The following is a 21,590-nucleotide window of genomic DNA, read 5'->3' as shown; positions in this document are numbered from 1 at the left end:
GTGTTATTTTTAAGTTTGTGGCCAGCGGGGATTTTGCAGTCTCTTTCGGAAGGTGGAATTACTACAGCTATCGGTGTGCCTTGGCGTCTGATAAATGATAGATTAAGGGTAGCGATGCAGGCTCGCTGACTCAAAATCCAATCAGTCGCTTAGGGGGTTATTTGATGGAACCGTTAATTGGATTGGTGTTGCTAGCCGCTTACGGCGGCGGTATTTGGAAATTTTGGAATGGGTTCAATCGCACTAACTTCGATCGAAGTTTTACAAATCGCCTGAAGCTCTCCCTGCTCTGGCCCGCGTTAATTTTTAATAAGCCTTACCGCCAAAACTTTACAAAAGCTCTCAAAGCTTCTAAAAGGTAATTCAAGAATGTCTAAAAAGTCCGAACGCCCAGTAGCGGGTCAGGAGCAGACTTGGTTTGCTAAAGGCAAATCAGATAGCTGGCAAGTTTTACTATCGCAGGTTGCTGCCCGGTTCGATCGCGAATACCGAGGAGAAGCTTTCGCTTTACCCGAAGAAGTCGAAGCAATGCCGATTTTCCTAGAATCTGTTGCAGGAACTCTCCAAGCAAAAACAGTTTCTCCTTTCTGGAAAATTGCCAAACCTCAAAAAAATCAGCGCTGTTTAGACATTGGGTGCGGAGTCAGCTTTCTCATCTACCCTTGGCGGGAGTGGGAGGCCTATTTTTACGGTCAAGAAATCAGCAGCGCCGCGCGAGACGCCTTAAACGCTCGCGGCCCTCAGCTCAATTCTAAGCTGTTCAAAGGCGTAGAATGGGCCCCCGCTCACCAGTTAAATTACGAGGAGGCTCAGTTCGATTTATGCCTCGCTACAGGCTTTAGCTGTTACTATCCCATAGACTATTGGAGTATTGTGATGGGAGAAGTAAAGCGGGTACTAAAACCGGGCGGTCATTTTGTTTTTGATGTCCTCAACCCCAATGCTCCTTTAGCCGAAGATTGGGCAATTTTGGAAACTTATAGAGCCGGGGAAGTATTTTTAGAGACAATAGAAGATTGGGAAAAAATGATAAAAGCTGCTGGCGCTAAGGTAGTAAAAAAGCAAAGCGGCGACTTATTTCAAATGTATAAAGTTCAATACAATTGAGAGGTTAAGGGGAATAGGTAATTAGCTTTGTAGTCAAAACTTCAATCATCCAAAGCCTGGTCAGGCAGACGAAAAACTACTTTATTCTTAGTGGATAAAGTAGGGTGCCTTAGCAAGTTGAAATTAGTTGGATAAGCAACAAATATTCAAGCTGAGGCACCCTACTAACTACTAACTCACAATATTGAAGCAAGCAGATTGGATATTACCTATTCCCATATCCGATTGCCAATTACGGATGCCCAATTACGGATGCCCAATTAATTTTCCGTAGCAGCAGGAGATGGCGCAGCTTCCGGCGACACTTCCGGGGCCGGAGATGGCGACACTTCCGGGGCCGGAGAAGGCGCAGCTTCCGGCGAGGGTGACACTTCCGGGGCGGGAGAAGGCGCAGCTTCAGGCGAGGGCGACACTTCCGGGACAGGAGATGGCGCAGCTTCCGGCTGCGGGGACTCTTCGGCGGCGGGAGATGGTGCAGCTTCGGGCTGCGGGGACTCTTCGGCGGGTTGCGGTTGAGGAGAAGGCGACTGTTCCGCTGCTGGTTTCTGTTCAGGCGAGGGCGACGGTTGAGCCGTGGGCTTGGGTGCCGACGGCGACGGTTGGGCCCCTGGCTGCGGTTTGTTTGAGGGGGCCGGCGGCTTCTCAAACTGCGGCTTCACTTCTGTAGGCGCTGGGGAGGGCGGCTGGCCTGTTGGTCTGCTGGGCGCTGTCGGCGCGGGCGCGGGCTGCGGCTGGCCTGGTGGGTTGGGCCTGGTTGGGGTGAGAGGAATGCCACTACAAACTTTTTCGTCGTACTTAAACTCGACAGTCAGTTGGTAAAGCTTGTGCGTGCTGGCTGCTTCAAATGTTAGAGAAGGGCTAATAATCGCAATTTTAGCCGCATTATCGAGAATACCGTAACCCGTGGGGACGATCGGCTGTGGCTCGGCCTTGAGCAAGCCTTGAGGGCTGACAACTGCTCCAAAAACTGCTCTTCCTTGGAGTTTTTGTGAGCAAGCTGTTACGGGATAAGGCACAGGCACAGGAGTCGGGCCCGTCGTTTCCAAGTCAGGATAAGCCTTTTTGAATTTCTCAAACAAAGCAACATAGGTCTCTCCAGCCGCCAGCAGTGTCTCTCTGTCGGTGGGTAAGTTTGAACCGGGAACTCCCTGCTGTTCTAGCTGTCGCTGTCCCTGGTCAAATTGTGCCCTCCTGATTCTTTCTTCGGGAGTTTCTGCGATGAGATTCCTTTTATTGGGATCTTTTTGAGTCAATTTTGGTACTCCATCGGGTCCCACATTCCTGCCAATTGGGAATTCCGGGGTAAAGACTGGAGCTCCGTCTGGAAATAGTGGCAGTCCGCCTCTACTGGATATAATCCTTTTGAGCGCCTCTGCTTCGTCTTCCGAGCCGCCGCCGGGAAGCTGGGGCGCTTCTGTCAACGATGGTGGTGGCGGGATATTGCGATCGAAATTACCAGGTAAGGGCGGGAAAAGAAAACCGCTGGGAGGTACGGGTGGGACGAAAGTGGGTATTGGCTGGGAGGGGGCTCTGACTGTTGGGGATGGAGTTTTGGGAGGTGGCGGGGCTGTTGGGGCCGTGAAGGGCGGGAGAGGGGAAGGAGGGAGAGGGGAAAAGAATCCAGGAGGGGGCATTCCCGGCGGCATGGCGGGCAAGTTGATGGTATCAGGTGGGGGGGGCAAGGGCGGGGCTAACTTGGGCGCTGGCCGAAGGGGAACTGGTGCGATCGAAAATGGCGTAAATCGCGTATTAGACGGTTTCGGTGGTATGGTTTGTGGCAGGCGGCCGGCTTCTGCTGGAGTTAGTTCTACTAAGCCGACAGAACCGGGGATATTTTTTGAGGAATTTCCACCATAAAGTATGTTTGAGAGCGTTGGGGCGGTTGCTCCGAGGACTCCGTGCAGGCCCACAGAAGCTAGGGCTGCCCACCAAAAAGGCTGGCGCAGCGGTTCCGAAAGGGTGTTGGCTAGGGAGGAAGAGTCAGTCATTTAAATTTTAGATTTTAGATTTTAGATTTTAGATTGGGGGATTGCGAGATTGAGTGATTGGGGGATTGGTAATTTATATTGTTGTGGTTGTGATTGAGTGTAAATTCGTTTTAATGAGGAGAGGTTGGGAATTCAAAGGTATAATTTTAGCACGATCGCCCTCGAAGTTGCCCGATCGACCTTGATGAAAATTCATGGGCCCGAAACTGAACCAAATTTATTAAACACGATCGACAAGTTCGATGGATCGGCGTTTCCAATTCGGTTACGCCATCAAAAAACTGATCGAGTGGCTGTCAGCCCAGCCCGCAGTCCCTCGGTAGCCCCGCCCCAAAATGAGTACAAGCCCCCGACACTAGCGTCAGGGTCGATTCTACAAATTGTAAATTAAAGTTCCTGCTCCCTGATTCACTGCGCTGCAAGTAAATCTAAAATCGTAAGGGCGATCGCACTCACGCCGAAGTCTCAAATCGAAAATCCAAAATCCAAAATCCAAAATCTATGGATTCACCAGCGATAGCGGTAATTTTTAAAAGGAGCTCCCTCGATGGTGAGTAAGTCGATGGGATAAATTGGAGCGCCGCTGGCCATATATTGAAACATTTCTCGAACTTCCTCTCCCCGCAACGACAACTGGTCTAATTCCTTGAGAGAATACCAGCCCGCGCACAAAGTATGCTCATCCGGCTTACTCTTGGGCGGGGTCTTATCTTGTGGACGAGCCACAAAAATGACTCGGAGGCGCACATTACCCCTAGGCATCACTGTGTGCTCTACCCGGAGAATTCCCTCAACGATGATGGAAATGCCTGCTTCCTCAAAGGTATTACGCATAGCAGCTTCGAGCAAAGTCTCCCCTTTTTCCACTCGCCCTGCTGGGAGATACCACTGCTGCTCGTACTTGCGCTCTTGTACCAGTAGAAAACGGTCTTCTAAGTGAACGACAACTAGGGTAAAATACCATGTTTGAATCGGCTCGCGAGCCATAGAAGTAGATATTCCCTAAGCAAAAGGTTAAACGAGCGGCAGATGTTAGCAATCCAAAGGATGCTTTGGCAAGTGTCTTTTAACTTGAAAAACAGATCGTAGCACTCCGACCGCAAAATCTAAAATCTAAAATCTAAAATCTAAAATTGACCATGCCATTACCAACCGTGATTTTACCAGGATATTTTGCTGCTGCTTCCGACTATCGGGAATTAGAAAAGTCTCTGGTCGATCGAGGTTTCCCAACAGTAACAGTGCCTCTGGGCAAGGGAGATTGGTTGCCGACTTTTGGCGGGCGGTCGATGGTGCCAATTTTGCGACAGCTCGATCGCACGGTCAAACAAATGTTACAGCAATACGGCGTTCCCCAGATCAATCTCGTCGGTCATTCCGCCGGCGGCTGGATTTCTCGCATCTATTTGGGCGAAAAGCCTTACACGATTCACGGCGACGTGCTTGAGGATGCGGGTTTGTGGGAAGCTCACCCTTATGTGAATACTTTAATCACTTTAGGCACGCCGCACGTCTCTCAAGAGCGCTGGACGCGCAAAAATCTAGATTTTGTCAAAATTCACTATCCGGGGGCTTTTCACCCCCAGGTGCGCTACGTGTGCGCTGCTGGGAAGGCTGTTTTTGGCAAGCGCGGTTTTGGGACTTGGCTGGCTTACAAAAGTTATGAATTGACTGTGGGGAAAGGCGAAACTTGGGGAGATGGAATTACGCCGGTGGAAGCTGCTGTTTTGGACGGGGCCGAAAATCTGGTGTTGGAGGGGGTTTGGCATTCGCCTCGTTCTCCGGGGAAGTGGTACGGTTCGCCGGAGGTTTTGCCGGCTTGGATTGAGTATTTGCGTTAGAAACGAACCGCGAAGACGCAAAGGACGCGAAGGAAGAAGCAGAAGGTTTAAGGGAACGTACCAAAACCCCCCTCACCATCATCCATGAAGGGAAACCATTAGTGATTATCTATCCTGCCACTACCCAAACCCCACGCCCCCTGTTTGGCACAATGAAAGGAAGCGGTGAAATATTAGGAGATTTAATTGCTCCTGTCGCCGAACTATGGGAAGTTTTGGAATGAAACTTTTACTTGATACCTGCATTTAGCCAGCGATCGCACTAGACTGTTGCTTGAACAAGCATATCCTCTACTTGCCTAATTTGCTTCCAATCAATTACTGCAACCCAAAGACTTTCCTCTTCGGAATATTGCACTACGCCATCGACTTCTAACTCTTCGTCATACAAGGCTAAAAATTTGCCATCTTCTAACTTAATATTTTGGCGACTCAAATCTTCAATAGTACCAACGCAATTTAGGCGAAGGCGACCTTGTTCATCCGCATTATGAAAGTCGGCAAAGATTCTGGGATATTTCATATTTTTGCTCAACTCACTATGATTGTTGTGATGGATTAGGAATCGTTGGTGTCAGCAGCAGACTTGCTTGTTCTGGTGTTAAGCCAGTTAATGTTGCATGATTTGGGCTTCGGCCAGAAGTACGGATGACATCTCCATCGGACGATCGAACCTCGCCTACTGTCGTCACACCAACTTGTCCATGAGGGATTGTTGCTGCTAACTCTGCTACAGATAATCCTACTCCACATTCTACAGAAATTCCCGTGATGCCGCTGGGGTGAGTTGCCGTGCTGCGTTTAATATCTTCTGGGCGATTGCGACCGCCACGAACTACTAAGGCCTCGTTTGGAATTCTTTCCACAAGTGTAGGCTGTTTGATTTAAGTACGCGCTATACTTTAGCAGAAATGTTTGCCCATAGGGCGATCGATCTTTTGTTTAACTCAATCATCGCACTCCGTAGAATAATCGCAGTGTTTGGTATTTGGTGTGAGGGGCGATCGCTTGGGTGCAGTGATTTGTTATACTGATAATTGTAGACTTACGAAGCTTAGAACCATGAAAACCTATAGCTTTGATGCCATTATAGAGTTAGTCGAAGAAATGTCTGATGACGAACAGATCACTCTCATCGATTTGATCGGACGACGACTTAGGGAAAAACGGAGAGATGAGATCGCTCTTAATATTGTTCGTGCCGATGAAGAGTATTCGCATGAACAAGTATTCCGAGGCACAGTAAATGATATCATGGCAGAATTAAAAAGATGAGAAGTCTTGTCTTAGCCTCTTCGTTCAAACGAGCTTTCAAATCCTTAATCCGCCAAGAACCTGAAATGGAGGAAAAAATAGCTGAGCGACTAGAACTATTGGCAAATGATCCATTTCATCCCTCACTTAAGACCCACAAGCTGAAAGGTAAACTATCTGGTGCTTGGGCTTGTACTGTAGAGTACGACTGTCGAATAGTCTTCAATTTCAAAAAATATTCTGATTCAGATGTTGAAGAGATCCTTCTGATTGATATTGGTAGCCATGACGAAGTTTATTGAGGTCATCCTTTCAGCAATAGATGTAACTCGCTCGTCATACAGTTATTAGGAGGATTATGAGAGATTGGAATGCTCTAAAGGAACGCTATTTGCGAGATGATCTACCCATTCGTTTGGGAAATTTAGCATGGGATTTGGCACGAATTAAATCTCGCTGTCAAAATGCAGCTAATGGCGAAATAATTGAAAGTCTGCTGCAAGAAAGTAAGCTGTTTATTGAATGGACTGCTCAAGATGCAGAGATAGAAATAGCTGCTGAGTTAGTTGAGTTGCAGATTCAGTTAGCTTGCTGGCAGTATTCTTGGGCAAGGATTTGGGAGGATGCGACACAACGAATGAGAGTTGGCGAAGAGGGAAGGATTTGCTCGGAAAAAGTGCTGAATATGTCGGGTTTGTTGGCTGTGAATTAGGGAAGGGCGATCGCTCTTTCATTTTAGGCGATCGGTCATCAGAAACAAGAAAGGGCGATCGCATATTGGTTAAACAATTCATTTTTCTCTTGGGTAAAGCTCAAAAGCTAACTCGTGACGAAAAAAACAGACATTAAACTCCGAGAAAAAGTTGAGGTGTCCAAGGATTACGGGTGCATCTGTCGAACGAGTCCAAGCGAATGCCAGCAAGAGCGACGAAAACTGAGCAACTGTAGCCGAAAGCACCAATCCCCGCGCCTCACTGTGAGCCAAATTCCCACTCAATTGAATAGGAACGGTTTGCTGTTCCCATGTTGCCCCTAGTTGTAGACCAATCTGATAAGGCAAAACGTTGACACTTGCACCCGTATCCAACAATGCCATCACTTCTACGGAGTTGCTGCCGTTGGAGAGAGTGATTGGCAAATATGGCATGATACTCGATCGCCCAAGGCTATCAATTCGCTCTATAAATGGAAATCGCTGACTATTAAGCATGAGCTGATTCTTGGGCAGCAAGTAGAAGTTCTGATAATGCTTGAACTGATTCTCGATCGGCCTGTGGAGACCATACAACTGCACTCGTTGATGCTAGTTGATTCAAAAGTACATTTTCTGAATTAGTATCTTCAGCAGGTTCTAGGCTGCATCCTTGTTCCTTGGCAACTGCAAGTAGGAGAAAGTGAATGAGTCGCAGTTTATCTTGATGAGATAATTGATCGATGGTGGGTAAAAGCTCGCTGAGAGGCATATCGCTTGTTTAAGATTACATACATTTATTTTAGCCTTTAAACTCGTGTTTTAATGGCGATCGGCCTTTCTTTTGCTGGGGCGATTCCCTATGGGATAGCTACGCTTCACACCCTGCGTGCAACCATCGCACTTTGAAATGGTGAAAATGGCTCAGAGTGCCAGTGGAAAAAGAGGTTGAGTAACACGAGGGTTAATAGAATATGCTTGGTGGGCGATCGCTCTTTCATTTTAGGTGATCGATCATCAGAAACAAGAAAGGGCGATCACTCTTGATGCGTGTTCGGGCGATCGCTCTTTGTAGAATCATCACTAGGGCTGAGATTCTGCGTTATTTTTATGAGATTCTCCTTTGCTTTTCTGAGATTCTCCTTTGTTTTCCTTTGTTTCTAAGTTAGTTACCTTTGTTTCTAAGTTAGTTACCTTTGTTTCTAAGTTAGTTACCTTGGATTCTAAGTTAGTTACCTTGGATTCTAAGTTAGTTACCTTTGTTTCTAAATCACTAGCTTGTCCTCCGTCACATCTTGTTATTAAAAATAGAACTATAACAAGAACTAAGGCATAAACAAAGGATTTGCGTATAGGGGTTCCAGTTGCACGTCCATAAGACCTAATAACTCGATAGTCCATCCCATCTTCAGGATCGCTATATTTCGGCTGCTTTTCAGACATATTTAACTCCTTGTTCCTAACAGACGGAGGATTGGGTTCAACTCATCCCTACTTCTTGTACTGACTATAAAAACCAAAGAATCCCTGTTAGATAAATATTCTATACCTAATGCCTGACAAACTCCAAAAACATTTTCAATCATCCCTTTAAAAAGATGCTTGGCATACTCTCTACCATTTGAAAAATTGCTGATATTTAAATATCCGTTATCAATTAATCTGTCAATCAAATCTATTTTGTTGATCACAAATATAACTGTTTTCAAATTTTGGCTATGTAAGCTGCCAAAGAGTAATTGTAAGGATGCTTCATTAATGTATTCGTGGTGTTCTTTAACTCTTGCTCTGATTATATCTAACATATTTCCGCTCCTAAGCCACTCAAGCATATCTTCATCATTGAAAGGGTTGCCAAATCTGTCACTCTTTCTAGGCACAAGATCTACAATGAATATAATCGCATTAAGTACACGACTGCCTGGAGCGCCAAAAAAATCTTGCGGAGCATTAAGTATTACCTGGAGGAGATCTTGCCCTTTGTAGTCGGCTATTGCCACCTTAGTGCTTTCCCCATCGATTCCTTGTAATAAACTCCTAAATTGATAAGACTTAAAATTCTGAGTAGACCGCATATTTATATCGGTATCTGCAAGTGTAAAAGCAGTTTTTATAAATGTAGTTTTACCACTTCCCGCTCGACCAAAAATTAAAATCCTATAAATTGATTTGTCGATGTATGCGCTGGTGAATAAGTCATCAATCGAAACCTCCAATTTTTTTCTGATAGGCTCAAATAACAACGCTCCAACTGGACTCAATATGAAAAGTGTCACAGCTACAGCAGCTTCCTGATTTAAATATTTAGAAGAAAATATCCACAAGATGAGCTGAACAGCACCAATTAAGTAAATACTGACAATACTCAAGCAAAAAGCGACAACCGAATCCCTATTATTCATGTTTTTTTCAACCTTTATTACGCGGGCTTTCCTCTATATAAGATAGAAAAGTGCAAGCGTTTAATCCCTAAATTAACTATTTACTACTTCTCCTCTAGTTCTGAGAAATCCGAAGTATTTTAATAAAAAAATGTTCAATTTTGCCGACACTTTCATTCTACTGAATCTATTTTTGTCCAAAAATGTACTAAAAAGCCGGAAATGTGAGCTATAATACACAAAATTCTGGTGTCTACCTAAACCGATGAACCTAAAAGAAGCGTTAAAACTCGCCGATCGCATAGTCTTCGAGAAAACGGGTCAACACCTTGATGATTTACAAGAGGCGGTACTGCGGGGAACTCTAGAACGCGAGACATACAAGCACATAGCCAAAGATTTTGACTGTTCTGAAAGTAGCGCTAGGAATGCGGGTTCGGAATTATGGCGGATTCTTTCAGAAGAATTAGGGGAAGATGTCAATAAAAAGAATTTTTGCTCGGCAATGCAGAGGTGGCAAGTTTCAAATGTTTCCAATTTTGCAAAAGACGTTGTAGCAATTAGTAGTTTTAACACCTGTGGAGAAGCCAGACATCCGCCAAACATACCGAACTCACGCCCACCAAATCAAGAAACCTCACATCAAGATTTAAGCCATATGCCAGAATTAGGCGATTTCTTCGATCGCACTCCCGAACTCCAAACCCTCACCACCTGGATTCTACAACAACGCTGTCGCCTCATCACCCTCACCGGCATCAGCGGTATCGGCAAAACCACCCTAGCAGTACAACTCGTACAACAAATTAAAGACGAGTTTGAGTACGCAGTTTGGTACACTCTAGAGGAATTCCCCACCCTAGAAAAATTTCAATCTAACCTAACACAGCTTTTTTCCAATTCCGAAAAAGAATATTCATCCCCAATAAACCAGAAACGCTTACCGCTGATTAAGTATTTACAAAACCATCGCTGTTTAATCGTCTTAGATGACGTTCACAACCTTTTCTGTAGCGGAGAATTGGCAGGAAAATATAAACCAGAATCCGAAGAATATCGCTCTTTATTCAAACAAATAGAAAAATTATCCCATCAAAGCTGCTTTCTGTTAATCGGTTGGGAACAACCCAGAGAAGTGACTCAAGTTAAAAGCCAAAATACTTCTATTCGCACCTTACAACTCCAAGGTTTAGACATCGCCGCCGCACGGGAAATACTCAGAGATTATGGGTTAGAAGAAAGCGACAACAGTGAAACTTTCATTCATCGTTACCAAGCCAATCCCTTATGGTTAAAAAGCGTGGCGAATCTGATTCAAGACTTGGGAGGAGGCGTGACCGAGTTATTACCAAATGATACCATATTGTTGCCGGAAGATTTGAAAGATATTTTACAGCAGCAGTTCGATCGCCTATCGGAACTAGAAACACAAGTAATCTCCTTGTTAGCGAAAGAAAGCCAGCCAATCAACCGGGCAAAATTGCTAGAAAATGACATAATTCCGGCTTCAGATTTGCTAAATGCGCTGCAATCTCTATCGCGGCGCTGCTTGATTGAACAACAAGCAAATTTTTACACTCTGCCGCCAGTAATCAGGGAATATATCAAAGGGTTATAACCCAATACGCTTGGGTTATAACTATTTATTCCGGGCGAGATCCCCCTAAATCCCCCTGATTGTTGGGGGACGCAAGAGTAATTTCTTGTCCCACCCCCTAAGCTGTGGAGCATTTAAACCAGTAACGAGGCTAGTAGGGTGCGTCATTCGCGAACCCTTACGCTGAAACGGAAAACCTTAGATGCTGACGCACCTTACGCAAGTCCTTTAAATGCCGAACAGCTTACTCCCCTTCGTAGGGGCGGTGTCAAGAGTGCCCGCCCTAGGCTAGGGGGGATCGAGCTTAACTGAACCGTATTGGGTTATAACTGGCATCTTGCAGCAATATCAATAAGAGGATTTTTCGTGGGGTCGGGCGGGTTTATAGAACCTATTTGCAAGCTTTAAGGCTGTTGGCGAACCCGCCCCTACGGCTAATTGAGAATGGTGCAATATCTCAGTTATAACCAACGATATGCTTCAGGCTCAACAGTCAAAGCCGATCGCGAAATTCTTCAAAACAAGCTTCAATTTCCCCCCATGATGGATAATTTCCATAGCAGAGTCTACCGCACTGCTGTTCGTATTCTCTAGCAATAGTTTGACGCAGTTCTCCTGTTGGGAAGAGAGCCGAACTGTTGGAAAAATTCATCGCTGACGGCGGCTGATAATCTGGGAAGTGTTCGCGGCTAATGCGATCGCAATCCTCTTTAATCTGGCTGTATTCATCAGTTTGGAACATTTGGCGCACTTCGGACTTTTGAGCTAAACAAAACAGGTCATAATAATGTCTGGCGTATGTCCCAATTGATTGCCCATCCTGCTGAATCTTCACTACTTTAGAGTGAATTGCAAACAGCTTCTCAACAAAGGTGCGCCGAAAGTCCAGCAATAGCATAGAGAAAGGCAATTCATCTTCAGTATCAAGACTCTGCCCAATTTTACGCAGAAATTCAGCCACATAAGAAGACAGTTGTACAGTCTGCGTAGGATAAGTGCCGCTGCGAGTTCCCATTTCTAAGAATACACGATTAGCGATCGCCTGATTGCCCGAAAATTGCTGAGTGTAGCTGAAATAGCTGTTGCGAAAAACCCCCCGCTTCCGCTTGGACGAATCAGGTTCTAGCTTGACACTCCTCGACCTAAAGGTACGAGGATTCTTGGTTCACAGGGATTCCAACGAATTTACCCTCACCAAGCATCTTGACCGTATGCCCTACGGCTGCAAGCCCTCTAATTAAAACTACTTGTGCTGCTGCAACATCTCTGTCTGTTGTATACCCACAGCTAGAACAAGAATGGGTTCGCTCCGACAGTTCTTTCTTGCCTGTCTCCACACCACAATTAGGACAAATTTGACTTGTTTTATGAGCACTTACTTTCTGAAAACACACACCATGCTTAAAACAGGTTTGCTGCAAGATAGTAAAGAATTGCCCCCAACTAGCATCTAAACAGTGCTTACCGAGCATTGCTCTAGACAAACCAATCAAGTTCAAATCTTCAACAAATATCATTCCTGCATCTTCGCAAAGTTGGTGTGCCAGTTTCCAGTGCCAGTATGAGCGACAGTTGGCTATATATTCGTGCAGCTTGGCAACTTTCTTCTGAGCTTTTTTTCGGTTATTCGAGCCTAACTTCTTTCGACTGACGCGCTGTTGCAGCAATTTAAGCTTGCGTTCAGCGTCAACGAAAAACTTTTGGCGCTTTACTAGAAGACCGTTGGAAGTCGCTATGAAATTAGTTAGACCAACGTCAATACCCAAAGCTTCGCCGTGAGGCATAACCGTCGGTACAGAAACGTCCCATTGCAGGGTTAGCATTACATACCAACCGCTAGCTTTCTTGACAATTCGAGCTTGCTTGATTGTTGCACCATCAGGAATGGGACGCGATTGATGGAATTTCACCCAACCAATCTTGGGTAGTTTCACCCTCTCGCCTTGAACTGGATTGACGCCCATTTCTGGAAACACAAAAGAACGCATTCCACCAATTTTTTTAAAGCGCGGAAATCCGTGTTTCTGTTCCCACATACTGACAAATGCTTTCTCAAGCCTTCGCAATGTTTGCTGCAAGACGTGGACTTGAACCGCACCGAGAGCAGGAATGTTTGCCCTGGCTGCGGTTAAGTTTTTGCACTGACTTGCGTAAGTCGGTCGCTTTGTTTCCGCAGGGATGATGAATTCAGAACGGATAGAGCAAGCGTTAACTTGACAGCTACGAGATTGAAACCAATGTTTGCGTTCAGCTAGCGCGTAATTGTAGACGCGACGGCATTGCTCTAGCCAATCTTCAAAGATGGCTGTTTGCACCGCTGTTGGTTTCAGTTTAAATTCGTAGGTTAAGTTAAACATTTGCTCTGTCCTTCCTATCCTAATTATAGAAGTTTGGCTAAACGCAAATGCGATTACTCACAATTCTTAATTAAAGCCGGCCACTGAAGAAGGGGCTTGTATCCCATTTTCTTGGTCAAAGCAGGATGCTCTCCCACAGCACTTTCGATTGCTGCTAATTCTTTATCAATTCTGTTTGCACCAAGGGGAGGAACGAATGCCTGTTTGTTCAAAAACAGATCGATATCCTCCGAGAATCGTTCTATCAGTCTCCACCCCTTCGAGAGGCTGGTTCCGCCTTTAAAAATGACTTGAGTACGCCACTGATTGGCCACAATTCGCAGCGCCTCAGTGACATAGTAATCTTTCTCGATGAATTGTTCGGTGAGTCCAAAGCGATCGAAATGTTCCCTAGCTGCGATGACAGCATCGCGGAAATCAGGATGTTCAAACATTTTCACTCGGCTTGCCACTCCTTGGCATAACTCAGATTGCTGAATTTACCAAAATCAAACCGAGAGACTGGATTTAGGCTTTTTCGGAGTTTTTCTAGCTCTTTAGGACTCTTTCTGAGCTCCTGTCCGATCGCACCCAGCATAGCTCGTACTCGCGGCGGTTCCGCATCTGCAACTGCAAGCAAACGTTCAAAGCGAGATCCTTCTCGAAAATAGTCTAGCAACCTTTGCTTCGTCTCCGTCAGAGACAACTCGCTCAACTTACCCCTAGACCTTAAAAAATCAAGCATTGCTGCATCAGTTGCTTCTAAGCGATTCCAAGTTTCAGGTCTGCGAGTGTGGAGTCGGGCGCGAGAACCAATTATAGTGCGGGGGACACTGTTCGCTGAGGTAGCAAATTCACCTTGAATTGCGTTTTGAGTGGTAAACCCCAATAAATTAGCCGCACTCAGTCCAGCCGGATGCAAGTTCTGTTTTGTCAGCAGTTTTTGGATATCGCTTGGAGAGGGACGACTGCGACCAAATCGAGTCGGGCGCGATCGATAGTATAGTCCTTTGCTGACTCGCTCCAAAATTCCGTTTTCCGCCATTCGGGAAAGTGCTTTGCTGACCGCAGTTGACGGCAGGTTAGAAAAGTCAGAGTGCCGCCAATAGCCTTCTCCCCGTTCCTCAATCTGTCTGCGAATTAACTCTGCTGTGTTGACTTGACTCCTTTTCATCTCTTGAATCCCAGGTCAGGCTTTTAATCCCATTATTCTCACCACTTTCTAAATTGTCAAGTTTTTGTGGAAAAAAACTTGACAAATAACCTGGATCATCTGCTGCGTTATAGTACCAGAGAACATTTCAAAGCTTGAGTTGTGCAAGCAAGCGTATGGGGAGGGCGATCGCCCGTGCAGTGTAATTGATACAACCGTTGCTTGCATTCCCCGCGCTTCACCCAAATTACTAGAAGTGGCAATGGGCGATCGGGTAAATGGGGCGATCGGTTCGATAGAATGATCGGTAGTCGCAATTCCATTGTTTGCCATGACGCTAAAAGAATTAGAGCCTCAACTGCTGGCACTCTCTGACGACGAAAAAGCTCAAGTCGTTCAACTCCTATCTCAAGGTAAAATTACTCCTTGGCGCGGTATTGAAAAAACGCCTGATGTTTGTGGCGGGAGTGCGTGCATAGCTGGAACTCGCATCACCGTTTGGGGACTTGTAGAAGCTCGTCGCATTGGCTACAGCGAAGCTGATTTACTCACAAGCTATCTATCGCTATCTGCGACTGATATTGCTAACGCTTGGGCTTATGCTGAAGCCTTTCCCGATGAAATTGAAACAGAAATTCGGGAAAACAATGAAGTGATGGACGAGGATTTGTAGCAGATGGCACGTCTCTATGCCGATGAGCAATACCCCTATCCTGTTGTAGAATTACTGAGAGCTTTAGGACATGATGTTTTGACTGTTCAAGAAGCAGGCAGAGCGAATCAGAAAATTCCTGACTCGGATGTTTTAGCTTTTGCTACTAGCGAAAAACCGGTCGTCATTACCGAAAACCGTGATTTCTTTCGGCTGCACCGCATACAGCCCCTTCATGCTGGCATTATCGCCTGTACGAACGATCGCAATTGGGAAGCGCTGGCTAACCGAATCAACGCGGCTATTACAGCAGAAGAATCTTTGCAAGGTAAACTAATTCGTGTTGTGCGCCCTTCCCCTTAACTTATAGTAATTCTCAACACTCATGCAACAGTAGCTGTAGGGTGCGTCGCTCTCAAAAATCCTCAATCATAGCGACAATCTCCCAGCGACGCACCGGTGCATACAGTCTTTCAGGAAACAAAGCCAACACTCATCATTGTTGCTTTCTGGAGGCGAGAATTGGTATTAAACGGCAGTGATGCCTTGGCCTAAATGCTTCAAGACTTGAAAAGCCGATCGCAATTCACTTCGTACAGTATAAATCGAAAATGCCCGCGATAACCCGTATTCGGCTGTAGGTTGAGCCCTGAGTTTCACAAACAACACACCATCGCCATTCGTCAACATACCAAATCTCGGTTTATCCAAATCAGGATTTGCCATCATGTATGCTAATGCTTGGGGTAATGCCGATCGCGTCGAAATCGTAGTCTTCTTACACTCCAAAACCATTACCCAAAGCTGCCAAGGCAAAATCAAAATATCAATTCGTCCGCGCAGGGTTTCTTCCCCATCATCGATCGCAATTTCGATAGCAGCTTCAGCCTTCATCCTGAAAGGTGGATCGTAGAATCCCGCCAGTTCTAACAAAGGTGATGCCACCAGCAAAGTCACTGCCCCTTCTAACAATTCTCCATCGGATCTATGATATAGCAATCTGCGTCGTAGCGTATCCAAAGCAGTCTGTTCAGAATCGCTGAGACTTGGCAATTGGGTTTGCCACTCTGTAAAAAAAGCCTCATCCTCATTTCGGCTCAAATTCAACCTTGATTCAGCCTCCTCTTGGCTTTTAATAGCTTCTGTAACTGCAATAACCTTTGCCATTCGTTCACCTTTGATTCAAACCGTTGAATTTCCCAGGAAAATTAGCTTCATTGTAATACCAATTCTCGCCTCCAGAAAGCAACAATCATGAGTGTTAGGTTTGTTTCCTGAACTATCAGGTAAGGTGCGTCGCTTTGAGATTGTCGCTCTTTTTTAGGATTTAAGGGTGGCGACGCACCCTACAGCTACTGTTGCATGACTTTTGAGAATTAGTATAAGCAAAAGTATGGGTTTCTGTCCAAAAACAAAAACCGGGCAACTCCACAGCTACCCGGCAATCCTAACTTTAGACTTCAGACAAATCTAAAATCTAAAACCTAAAATTCTTAAACAGCTACAGCCTTCTTAGGAGCGCTCAATTCGCCCTTAGCATACTTAGCTGCAAAATCGTCCAAAGACACTTGCTTAATCTTTGTACCGTGACCGGCGCAACCGAAAGAATTATAACGATCGCTACAAACCTTCTGCATATACTTGATCGACGGCTTCAAGAAGTGGCGGGGGTCAAACTCGTCGGGCTTCGCAAACAAAGCTTCGCGCACCGCAGCAGTAATCGCCAAACGGTTGTCAGTATCGATATTGATCTTGCGAACGCCGCACTTGATGCCCTTTTGGATTTCTTCCACAGGTACGCCGTAGGTTTCGCGGATTTTGCCACCGTTGCTGTTGATGATTTCCAACAATTCTTGGGGCACAGAAGATGAACCGTGCATTACCAAGTGAGTATTCGGCAAGCGGCGGTGAATTTCTTCAATGCGGCTGATTGCCAAAATTTCGCCAGTCGGCTTGCGAGTGAACTTGTAAGCGCCGTGAGAAGTGCCAATGGCGACTGCTAGAGCATCAACGCCGGTTTGCTCAACGAAATCCACAGCTTGTTCAGGATCTGTCAGCAACTGATCGTGAGAAAGCGCACCTTCAAAACCGTGGCCATCTTCTGCTTCGCCCATCCCTGTTTCCAGAGAACCCAAGCAACCCAGTTCGCCTTCAACGCTAACGCCGATCGAATGAGCAACATTCACCACATCGCGAGTAACTTGAACATTGTACTCGTAGCTAGCGGGAGTCTTAGCATCCGCTTCCAGAGAACCGTCCATCATCACGCTGGTGAAACCTTGGCGCATGGCAGAATAGCAAGTGCCGGGGGCATTGCCGTGGTCTTGGTGCATGGAAATGGGAATGTGAGGATAGGTTTCAACTGCTGCCAAAATCAAGTGGCGCAGGAAATTTTCGCCAGCGTAGGAGCGAGCGCCGCGAGAAGCTTGCAGAATCACGGGGCTGTTGGTTTCGTCAGCAGCGCGCATGATCGCTTGGATTTGCTCCATGTTGTTGACGTTGTAAGCCGGTAGGCCGTAACCATTTTCAGCCGCGTGGTCGAGCAGCAATCGCATAGGTACAAGCGCCATAGATATTCCTCCTAATTATTTGTGATTTTTGGGCAGTGAATTTTGGACAAGCTTAATTCTTACGATAATATTAAGACAATTTGCGACCGATCGCGCACTATCTTTCCAGATTTACTAAAAAGTTCAACAAACAAAATTTTGAGTTCCGAGCATTCAGCTCAAAACTCAAAATTCTTAACTCACAAATTTTTTATGGGTCGCCCGGGATTTGAACCCGAGACCAATCGGTTAAAAGCCGAATGCTCTACCGCTGAGCTAGCGACCCGCGAAAACATTGTTACCGCACACAATTTCTAATAGTAGCACCCCTCATTTGAAATAGCAAGTGTTTTGTTAAATAAAATTTGCAGTCATGCGAACCAGCATCTCGCAAGTGGCTCCCGGCTGCAAATAAATCAAGTGTTCGCCAGTGTTGAGGGCATTTCGAGGAGCAGTCCAAGGTTCCAAACAGTAAAAATCCTTGCCCTTCACCATCCAGAAAACCAACTTCCCATAGCTGGAGTTGTAACTGAGGGTGAGCCGCAAGCCGCTCGCCGCGTCAGTGACAGTAGCAGCCAGACCAGTGAGCTCGTCAAAGGAAACATCAATTTCATCCAGCGTCGGGTCAAAAACCCCGGTGAAGTAACCCTTGGAATGGGTGTTCTGATCTCTGTACTGCATCCCCGGAATCTCAAAGCGGAGCTTAGATTTGTCCGTAGCCAAAAAGTAGGGATGCAAACCACTAGAAAACGGCATGGGTTCGTCAGACAGATTGGTGTATCGCTGAAAAATTTCCAAAGAATTGCCTTTAATCTGATAAGTGAAGGCTAGTTGGAAATCAAAGGGATAAACAGCCAGCGTCTTGTCGCTGCTGTCGAGAATCAGCGTAATAGCGGCGCAACCCTCCGTAACTTGTTCGCCTATTGTCCAAGGCAAGTCTCGAGCAAAGCCGTGCTGTTTGAGCTTACGCTCCACTCCCTTGTGGGTGTAAGTATTGTCGGGGAGATTGCTGCAGATGGGAAACAGGATGGGAATCCCGCCACGTACAGTTAGCTCGGGATTGGCGAACCGTTCCGCGTCCAAGTAGAAGATTTCTTTGCCTTCAACCAGCCAGCTAGTGGCAATACCGCCCCGTTCCGGCACAACTTCTAGAGTAGAGTTAGCGGTTTCGTCGGAGAGGATATAGGTTTTGTACTGCTTTTGCTTGAGCGCGATCGCAAACACATTTGTCATCGGTAGTAGGTCATTGATCATTGGTTGTCAGTAAATCGATCGTTAATAATTGGTCGCTGGTATGTTGATGTTCACCCATTACCGCCCCTATCCTCCCCCTGCATCCTCGCTCCGGCCCCCACCGGCTAACCAATGCTCCCAGCTATAGGAGGCAGGGCGATCCGCTGCTTGGAGCGGTTGCTGGTGGTAGCTGGAACGATCGCCGAGGCCGGCTGCTCTTTGAGTGCGACTTCAAAAGATACAGCCCGATTCGGGGGAAGATAGCTTTGGGGACTCGGCACTGCTCCTTGACTGGGAGATGGGGGCGAAATAAACGGCTCTTTGATGAATGGCTCTTTTGTAAACGGCTCTGGTTCCCGGCTGGGATTTTGAGGTTGAGTGGGGTAGATGCGCGGCGGCAAATTTTGATTCGGAGGCGGATTTGACTCAATTGCAGGCCCTGTCCCGTTCGGGAAAAATGAGGAGTTGTCCGGCTGTTGGGGCGCAGCCGGCAAAGCCGGCAAAATCAAAGTAGGTTTGGGTTGTCCGGGGCCTTGCTGAGTGCTTTCACCGTCGCTGGCCCCAGAACCTCGCCCAGGCTGGTATGTACCGCTCTTGGCTGCTCCTGGCAAGGTCGAATTTGGAGTTTTTGATGCCGCTCCTGGCTGAACTAGGGCATCGAGAACTACAGAAGATTGCATCGGTCGATCGAAAATACTAGAAATTTGCTCGACACGTTTGAGGATGCGATCGGCTGCGGATCCCTTCACCACCTTCGGCTGAAAATTTTTCACCTCCACAGGCAGAAACTCTACCTTCATATTCCTGTCTTTGAGCGATACTTTCAGGACTGCGGTATCGTAATCCCTGCGAGCATTGCCGCCGAATATAAAATTACCCAGCGAGTAAACTATGGGCCGGCCCTTGTAAATTTCTGCACCTTGCAGTACCTGGGGATGGTGTCCCACTACCAAATCAGCTCCTTGGTCGATCGTGAACCGAGCCAAATCAATCTGCCAGTCGCCCGGATAATCGGCCAATTCGACTCCCCAGTGGTAATTAACAATAATCCAGTCTACCTGACCCCTAAGAGCTCGAATATCCTCGGCCACGCGATTGTTACGGCGGGGGTTAGTGCCCGCTTTCCCTTGGTCAGCGACGTGAAGCTCGGCATCGTAATAACCGAGGTAGGCAATCCGCTGACCCTTAACTTCAATAATATCTGGACGCCTCGCTTCTTTAATATCTCTGCCGGCTCCCAGGTGTTGAATCCCACTATTATCTAGAGTATTCATCGTCTCCACCAGCCCCGGTTCCTCGTAATCCATAACGCGGCTATTTGCCAGATTGACAATATCCACTCCTCCGGCTGTTAATACTTTCACCGATTCTGGATCGGCTTTAAAATTTAATTGTTTTTTGCCAGACCCCAATGTAGAGCGAGTCAGGGAGTTTTCTAGGTTAACCATCGCCACATCTGCTTGCCGGTACTCGTCCATATTGGCGAAAGCCCATTGGTGATCGTTGGCAGCAGATGCTCCGAGCGCATCCGATAGATTCACATTTCCTCCGAACATCAGCGTTACTGTTGGGTCGTAAGGATTAGCAACTTGCTTTTGCTGTACTACTGGTACCACTTCTAAGGCCGCTTGCACGGTATCCGCACGTTTTGGAGGCGGCCCCGACATTACCCCAGTTTGCTGGTACCCGGATACTGGGGCTACTGACCGCAGGGTCACAGCTTCGTGGTAGCTGACCCAACACCCTAAAATAAATGAGGCAAGTGCCGATCCCACTAGCAGCAGAGAACGATACGTTTTAAATTTAACCCAATCGACGGCCGGTAGGGAACGGTAACGCCGTCGCTGGCGGTTTGCCGGAGTCACAATTCGCACTGACTGTTTCCAGAGAATGTCTGCATCCCCAGCCAAGCGCGCGTGAATTCGCACTCCTTCTACTGCTGGCGAGTTCAGTCTCCAGAGTTGGTGGCAAATAAATTTGACTAAGCCTTCCCGGAGAGTGCTCCCGAGTAATGTAGTATCTGGCGCAAATTCGCGCTGGAATTCTACGAGGATTTGGACGCAGCCGGCCTGAGCCTGTTCGACGCGGGCATAAATCCCTTCGGGCCGCAGCAAGCTGTCAATCCAGTAATTTAGGGCTTGAAAGTTGCCCGATCGCGCTAGCTCCAAGATAGACGGCTGCGACCAATTTTCTGCGTACACCATCAATTAGCCTCCTTAATACGCACGAGCGATGACTCCAATTTGTTTTGAACGGAACCGCAATTCTTTTAGCTTAACCGCCACAGGTTCCGCTGCCCGTTTTGAAGCTAGTTGTTGGCCGCCACCATTTTCTACATTTAGGGGCTGCCTGCTGTCAGTGATTTTTATCACACTCCGATCAATCGATTTTAGATTTTAGATTTTTGATTTGAGATTGAGCCTTGACGGCGTTAGTGGACGATCGAACAAACGTCGCAACAAAAGGTTTATGGGGGACTTGAGGCAGAAAAGAGGGAGATTTCTGAGGCAGAGTCTGTTTTTATTGTCGCTGTTTGAGTGTCGCTTTAGAGCTTTCGTTTCGAGATTTGAGATTTGAGATTGAGCCTTGACGGCGTTAGTGGGCGATCGATTTTAAATTTTAGATTTTAGATTTTAGATTTTAGATTGAGTTCACAGAGGGTACTGGGGGCTAGAAATAACCTCCGAACACTCTTGTTTCTGGGGGACTTGAGGCAGAAAAGAGGGAGATATCTGAGGCAGAGTCTGTTTTTATTGTCGCTGTTTGAGTGTCGCTTTAGAGCTTTCGTTTCGAGATTTGAGATTTGAG

The 21,590-nt window shown here is 46.6% G+C and carries 27 protein-coding genes, 1 tRNA gene and 1 pseudogene; 10 read left to right on the top strand and 19 right to left on the bottom strand.

What is annotated here, in order from left to right; translation table 11 throughout:
* The first annotated feature begins 164 nt into the window (after positions 1-164).
* A complete protein-coding gene (locus QUB10_RS16430) occupies positions 165-362 on the top strand; it encodes a hypothetical protein (protein ID WP_333109345.1) in 198 nt (65 codons plus the stop codon).
* 7 nt (positions 363-369) lie between these two features.
* Positions 370-1,107, top strand: a complete 738-nt coding sequence (locus QUB10_RS16425; protein WP_333203678.1) for a class I SAM-dependent methyltransferase — start codon at positions 370-372, stop codon at positions 1,105-1,107.
* 260 nt (positions 1,108-1,367) lie between these two features.
* On the opposite strand, the gene QUB10_RS16420 is transcribed toward QUB10_RS16425, so the two are convergent.
* Both QUB10_RS16420 and QUB10_RS16415 read right to left on the bottom strand, forming a co-directional pair.
* Complete coding sequence (locus QUB10_RS16420; protein ID WP_333203676.1) at positions 1,368-3,095, bottom strand: hypothetical protein; 1,728 nt, start codon at positions 3,093-3,095, stop codon at positions 1,368-1,370.
* Between the two features lie 507 nt (positions 3,096-3,602).
* Positions 3,603-4,082: an NUDIX domain-containing protein gene (locus QUB10_RS16415; RefSeq protein ID WP_333053933.1), complete on the bottom strand. Its 480-nt coding sequence runs from the start codon at positions 4,080-4,082 to the stop codon at positions 3,603-3,605.
* 152 nt (positions 4,083-4,234) lie between these two features.
* On the opposite strand from QUB10_RS16415, the gene QUB10_RS16410 reads away from it, so the two are divergent.
* Together QUB10_RS16410 and QUB10_RS16405 are read left to right on the top strand one after the other, a co-directional pair.
* Positions 4,235-4,936: an alpha/beta fold hydrolase gene (locus QUB10_RS16410; protein WP_333203674.1), complete on the top strand. Its 702-nt coding sequence runs from the start codon at positions 4,235-4,237 to the stop codon at positions 4,934-4,936.
* A gap of 101 nt (positions 4,937-5,037) precedes the next feature.
* Positions 5,038-5,160 (top strand): hypothetical protein, encoded by a 123-nt coding sequence (locus QUB10_RS16405; RefSeq protein ID WP_333203672.1) that lies wholly within the window; start codon positions 5,038-5,040, stop codon positions 5,158-5,160.
* A gap of 38 nt (positions 5,161-5,198) precedes the next feature.
* On the opposite strand, the gene QUB10_RS16400 is transcribed toward QUB10_RS16405, so the two are convergent.
* Both QUB10_RS16400 and QUB10_RS16395 read right to left on the bottom strand, forming a co-directional pair.
* The gene (locus QUB10_RS16400; protein ID WP_242722229.1) at positions 5,199-5,459 is read right to left on the bottom strand and encodes a hypothetical protein; all 261 of its coding nucleotides are present in this window, start codon (positions 5,457-5,459) and stop codon (positions 5,199-5,201) included.
* Between the two features lie 16 nt (positions 5,460-5,475).
* On the bottom strand, positions 5,476-5,802 hold the full coding sequence (locus QUB10_RS16395; RefSeq protein ID WP_333203670.1) for a flavoredoxin: 327 nt from the start codon (positions 5,800-5,802) through the stop codon (positions 5,476-5,478).
* Positions 5,803-5,998: 196 nt separating this feature from the next.
* Between QUB10_RS16395 and QUB10_RS16390 the strand changes: the two genes are divergently transcribed.
* The 3 genes from QUB10_RS16390 to QUB10_RS16380 are packed head-to-tail and all read left to right on the top strand — an operon-like array spanning position 5,999 to position 6,902.
* A complete protein-coding gene (locus QUB10_RS16390) occupies positions 5,999-6,211 on the top strand; it encodes a hypothetical protein (protein ID WP_333181497.1) in 213 nt (70 codons plus the stop codon).
* Positions 6,208-6,492, top strand: coding sequence for a type II toxin-antitoxin system mRNA interferase toxin, RelE/StbE family (locus QUB10_RS16385; RefSeq protein WP_333203667.1), 285 nt, complete (start codon positions 6,208-6,210; stop codon positions 6,490-6,492). The genes QUB10_RS16390 and QUB10_RS16385 overlap by 4 nt, the downstream gene beginning before the upstream one ends.
* 56 nt (positions 6,493-6,548) lie before the next feature.
* Positions 6,549-6,902 (top strand): hypothetical protein, encoded by a 354-nt coding sequence (locus QUB10_RS16380; RefSeq protein WP_333203666.1) that lies wholly within the window; start codon positions 6,549-6,551, stop codon positions 6,900-6,902.
* Positions 6,903-6,980: 78 nt separating this feature from the next.
* Here QUB10_RS16380 and QUB10_RS16375 read toward each other — a convergent pair whose 3' ends face one another.
* The 4 genes from QUB10_RS16375 to QUB10_RS16360 all read right to left on the bottom strand — a co-directional run bounded on the left by QUB10_RS16375 (position 6,981) and on the right by QUB10_RS16360 (position 9,283).
* Entirely contained in the window at positions 6,981-7,400 is a 420-nt protein-coding gene (locus tag QUB10_RS16375; RefSeq protein WP_333143073.1) for a hypothetical protein, read from the bottom strand.
* Positions 7,393-7,653: a hypothetical protein gene (locus QUB10_RS16370; RefSeq protein ID WP_333203664.1), complete on the bottom strand. Its 261-nt coding sequence runs from the start codon at positions 7,651-7,653 to the stop codon at positions 7,393-7,395. The genes QUB10_RS16375 and QUB10_RS16370 overlap by 8 nt, the downstream gene beginning before the upstream one ends.
* Positions 7,654-7,964: 311 nt before the next feature.
* Entirely contained in the window at positions 7,965-8,324 is a 360-nt protein-coding gene (locus QUB10_RS16365; protein WP_333203662.1) for a hypothetical protein, read from the bottom strand.
* A 2-nt stretch (positions 8,325-8,326) separates the two neighbouring features.
* A complete protein-coding gene (locus QUB10_RS16360) occupies positions 8,327-9,283 on the bottom strand; it encodes a hypothetical protein (RefSeq protein WP_333203660.1) in 957 nt (318 codons plus the stop codon).
* 244 nt (positions 9,284-9,527) lie between these two features.
* Between QUB10_RS16360 and QUB10_RS16355 the strand changes: the two genes are divergently transcribed.
* The gene (locus QUB10_RS16355; RefSeq protein WP_333203658.1) at positions 9,528-10,880 is read left to right on the top strand and encodes an ATP-binding protein; all 1,353 of its coding nucleotides are present in this window, start codon (positions 9,528-9,530) and stop codon (positions 10,878-10,880) included.
* Between the two features lie 472 nt (positions 10,881-11,352).
* Here the strand turns inward: QUB10_RS16355 and QUB10_RS16350 are convergent.
* The 5 genes and pseudogenes from QUB10_RS16350 to QUB10_RS16330 all read right to left on the bottom strand — a co-directional run.
* Positions 11,353-11,940, bottom strand: a pseudogene (locus tag QUB10_RS16350) (nucleotidyl transferase AbiEii/AbiGii toxin family protein); the annotation flags it as partial.
* Between the two features lie 61 nt (positions 11,941-12,001).
* Entirely contained in the window at positions 12,002-13,216 is a 1,215-nt protein-coding gene (locus QUB10_RS16345) for a transposase (protein ID WP_333203656.1), read from the bottom strand.
* A gap of 53 nt (positions 13,217-13,269) precedes the next feature.
* Positions 13,270-13,650: a nucleotidyl transferase AbiEii/AbiGii toxin family protein gene (locus QUB10_RS16340; RefSeq protein WP_333203734.1), complete on the bottom strand. Its 381-nt coding sequence runs from the start codon at positions 13,648-13,650 to the stop codon at positions 13,270-13,272.
* 2 nt (positions 13,651-13,652) lie between these two features.
* Positions 13,653-14,369, bottom strand: a complete 717-nt coding sequence (locus tag QUB10_RS16335) for a DUF6088 family protein (RefSeq protein WP_333203654.1) — start codon at positions 14,367-14,369, stop codon at positions 13,653-13,655.
* A 48-nt stretch (positions 14,370-14,417) separates the two neighbouring features.
* Positions 14,418-14,681, bottom strand: a complete 264-nt coding sequence (locus QUB10_RS16330; protein WP_333203652.1) for a hypothetical protein — start codon at positions 14,679-14,681, stop codon at positions 14,418-14,420.
* On the opposite strand from QUB10_RS16330, the gene QUB10_RS16325 reads away from it, so the two are divergent.
* Positions 14,680-15,021, top strand: coding sequence for a DUF433 domain-containing protein (locus QUB10_RS16325; protein ID WP_333203650.1), 342 nt, complete (start codon positions 14,680-14,682; stop codon positions 15,019-15,021). The genes QUB10_RS16330 and QUB10_RS16325 overlap by 2 nt on opposite strands.
* Positions 15,022-15,024: 3 nt before the next feature.
* On the top strand, positions 15,025-15,363 hold the full coding sequence (locus tag QUB10_RS16320; RefSeq protein ID WP_333203648.1) for a DUF5615 family PIN-like protein: 339 nt from the start codon (positions 15,025-15,027) through the stop codon (positions 15,361-15,363).
* A gap of 165 nt (positions 15,364-15,528) precedes the next feature.
* Here QUB10_RS16320 and QUB10_RS16315 read toward each other — a convergent pair whose 3' ends face one another.
* The 6 genes from QUB10_RS16315 to QUB10_RS16290 form a co-directional block, all read right to left on the bottom strand.
* Positions 15,529-16,167 carry a type I restriction endonuclease gene (locus tag QUB10_RS16315; protein ID WP_333203646.1) on the bottom strand — a complete coding sequence of 213 codons (639 nt, stop codon included), beginning with the start codon at positions 16,165-16,167 and terminating at the stop codon, positions 15,529-15,531.
* A 326-nt stretch (positions 16,168-16,493) separates the two neighbouring features.
* Entirely contained in the window at positions 16,494-17,570 is a 1,077-nt protein-coding gene (gene fba / locus QUB10_RS16310; RefSeq protein WP_333151971.1) for a class II fructose-bisphosphate aldolase, read from the bottom strand.
* Between the two features lie 193 nt (positions 17,571-17,763).
* Positions 17,764-17,835 (bottom strand) — tRNA-Lys (locus QUB10_RS16305).
* A gap of 68 nt (positions 17,836-17,903) precedes the next feature.
* Positions 17,904-18,773, bottom strand: coding sequence for an aldose epimerase family protein (locus QUB10_RS16300; protein ID WP_445300772.1), 870 nt, complete (start codon positions 18,771-18,773; stop codon positions 17,904-17,906).
* Between the two features lie 134 nt (positions 18,774-18,907).
* Positions 18,908-20,986, bottom strand: a complete 2,079-nt coding sequence (locus tag QUB10_RS16295) for a CapA family protein (RefSeq protein WP_333203642.1) — start codon at positions 20,984-20,986, stop codon at positions 18,908-18,910.
* A 12-nt stretch (positions 20,987-20,998) separates the two neighbouring features.
* Positions 20,999-21,154 carry a hypothetical protein gene (locus QUB10_RS16290; protein ID WP_158307982.1) on the bottom strand — a complete coding sequence of 52 codons (156 nt, stop codon included), beginning with the start codon at positions 21,152-21,154 and terminating at the stop codon, positions 20,999-21,001.
* Positions 21,155-21,590: the final 436 nt, after the last annotated feature.

The sequence above is a fragment of the Microcoleus sp. B5-D4 genome, from assembly GCF_036705145.1.
GTDB lineage: Bacteria > Cyanobacteriota > Cyanobacteriia > Cyanobacteriales > Microcoleaceae > Microcoleus.
The sequence above is the reverse complement of the archived record's forward strand: the minus strand, read 5'-3'. Positions and strand labels throughout refer to the sequence as shown.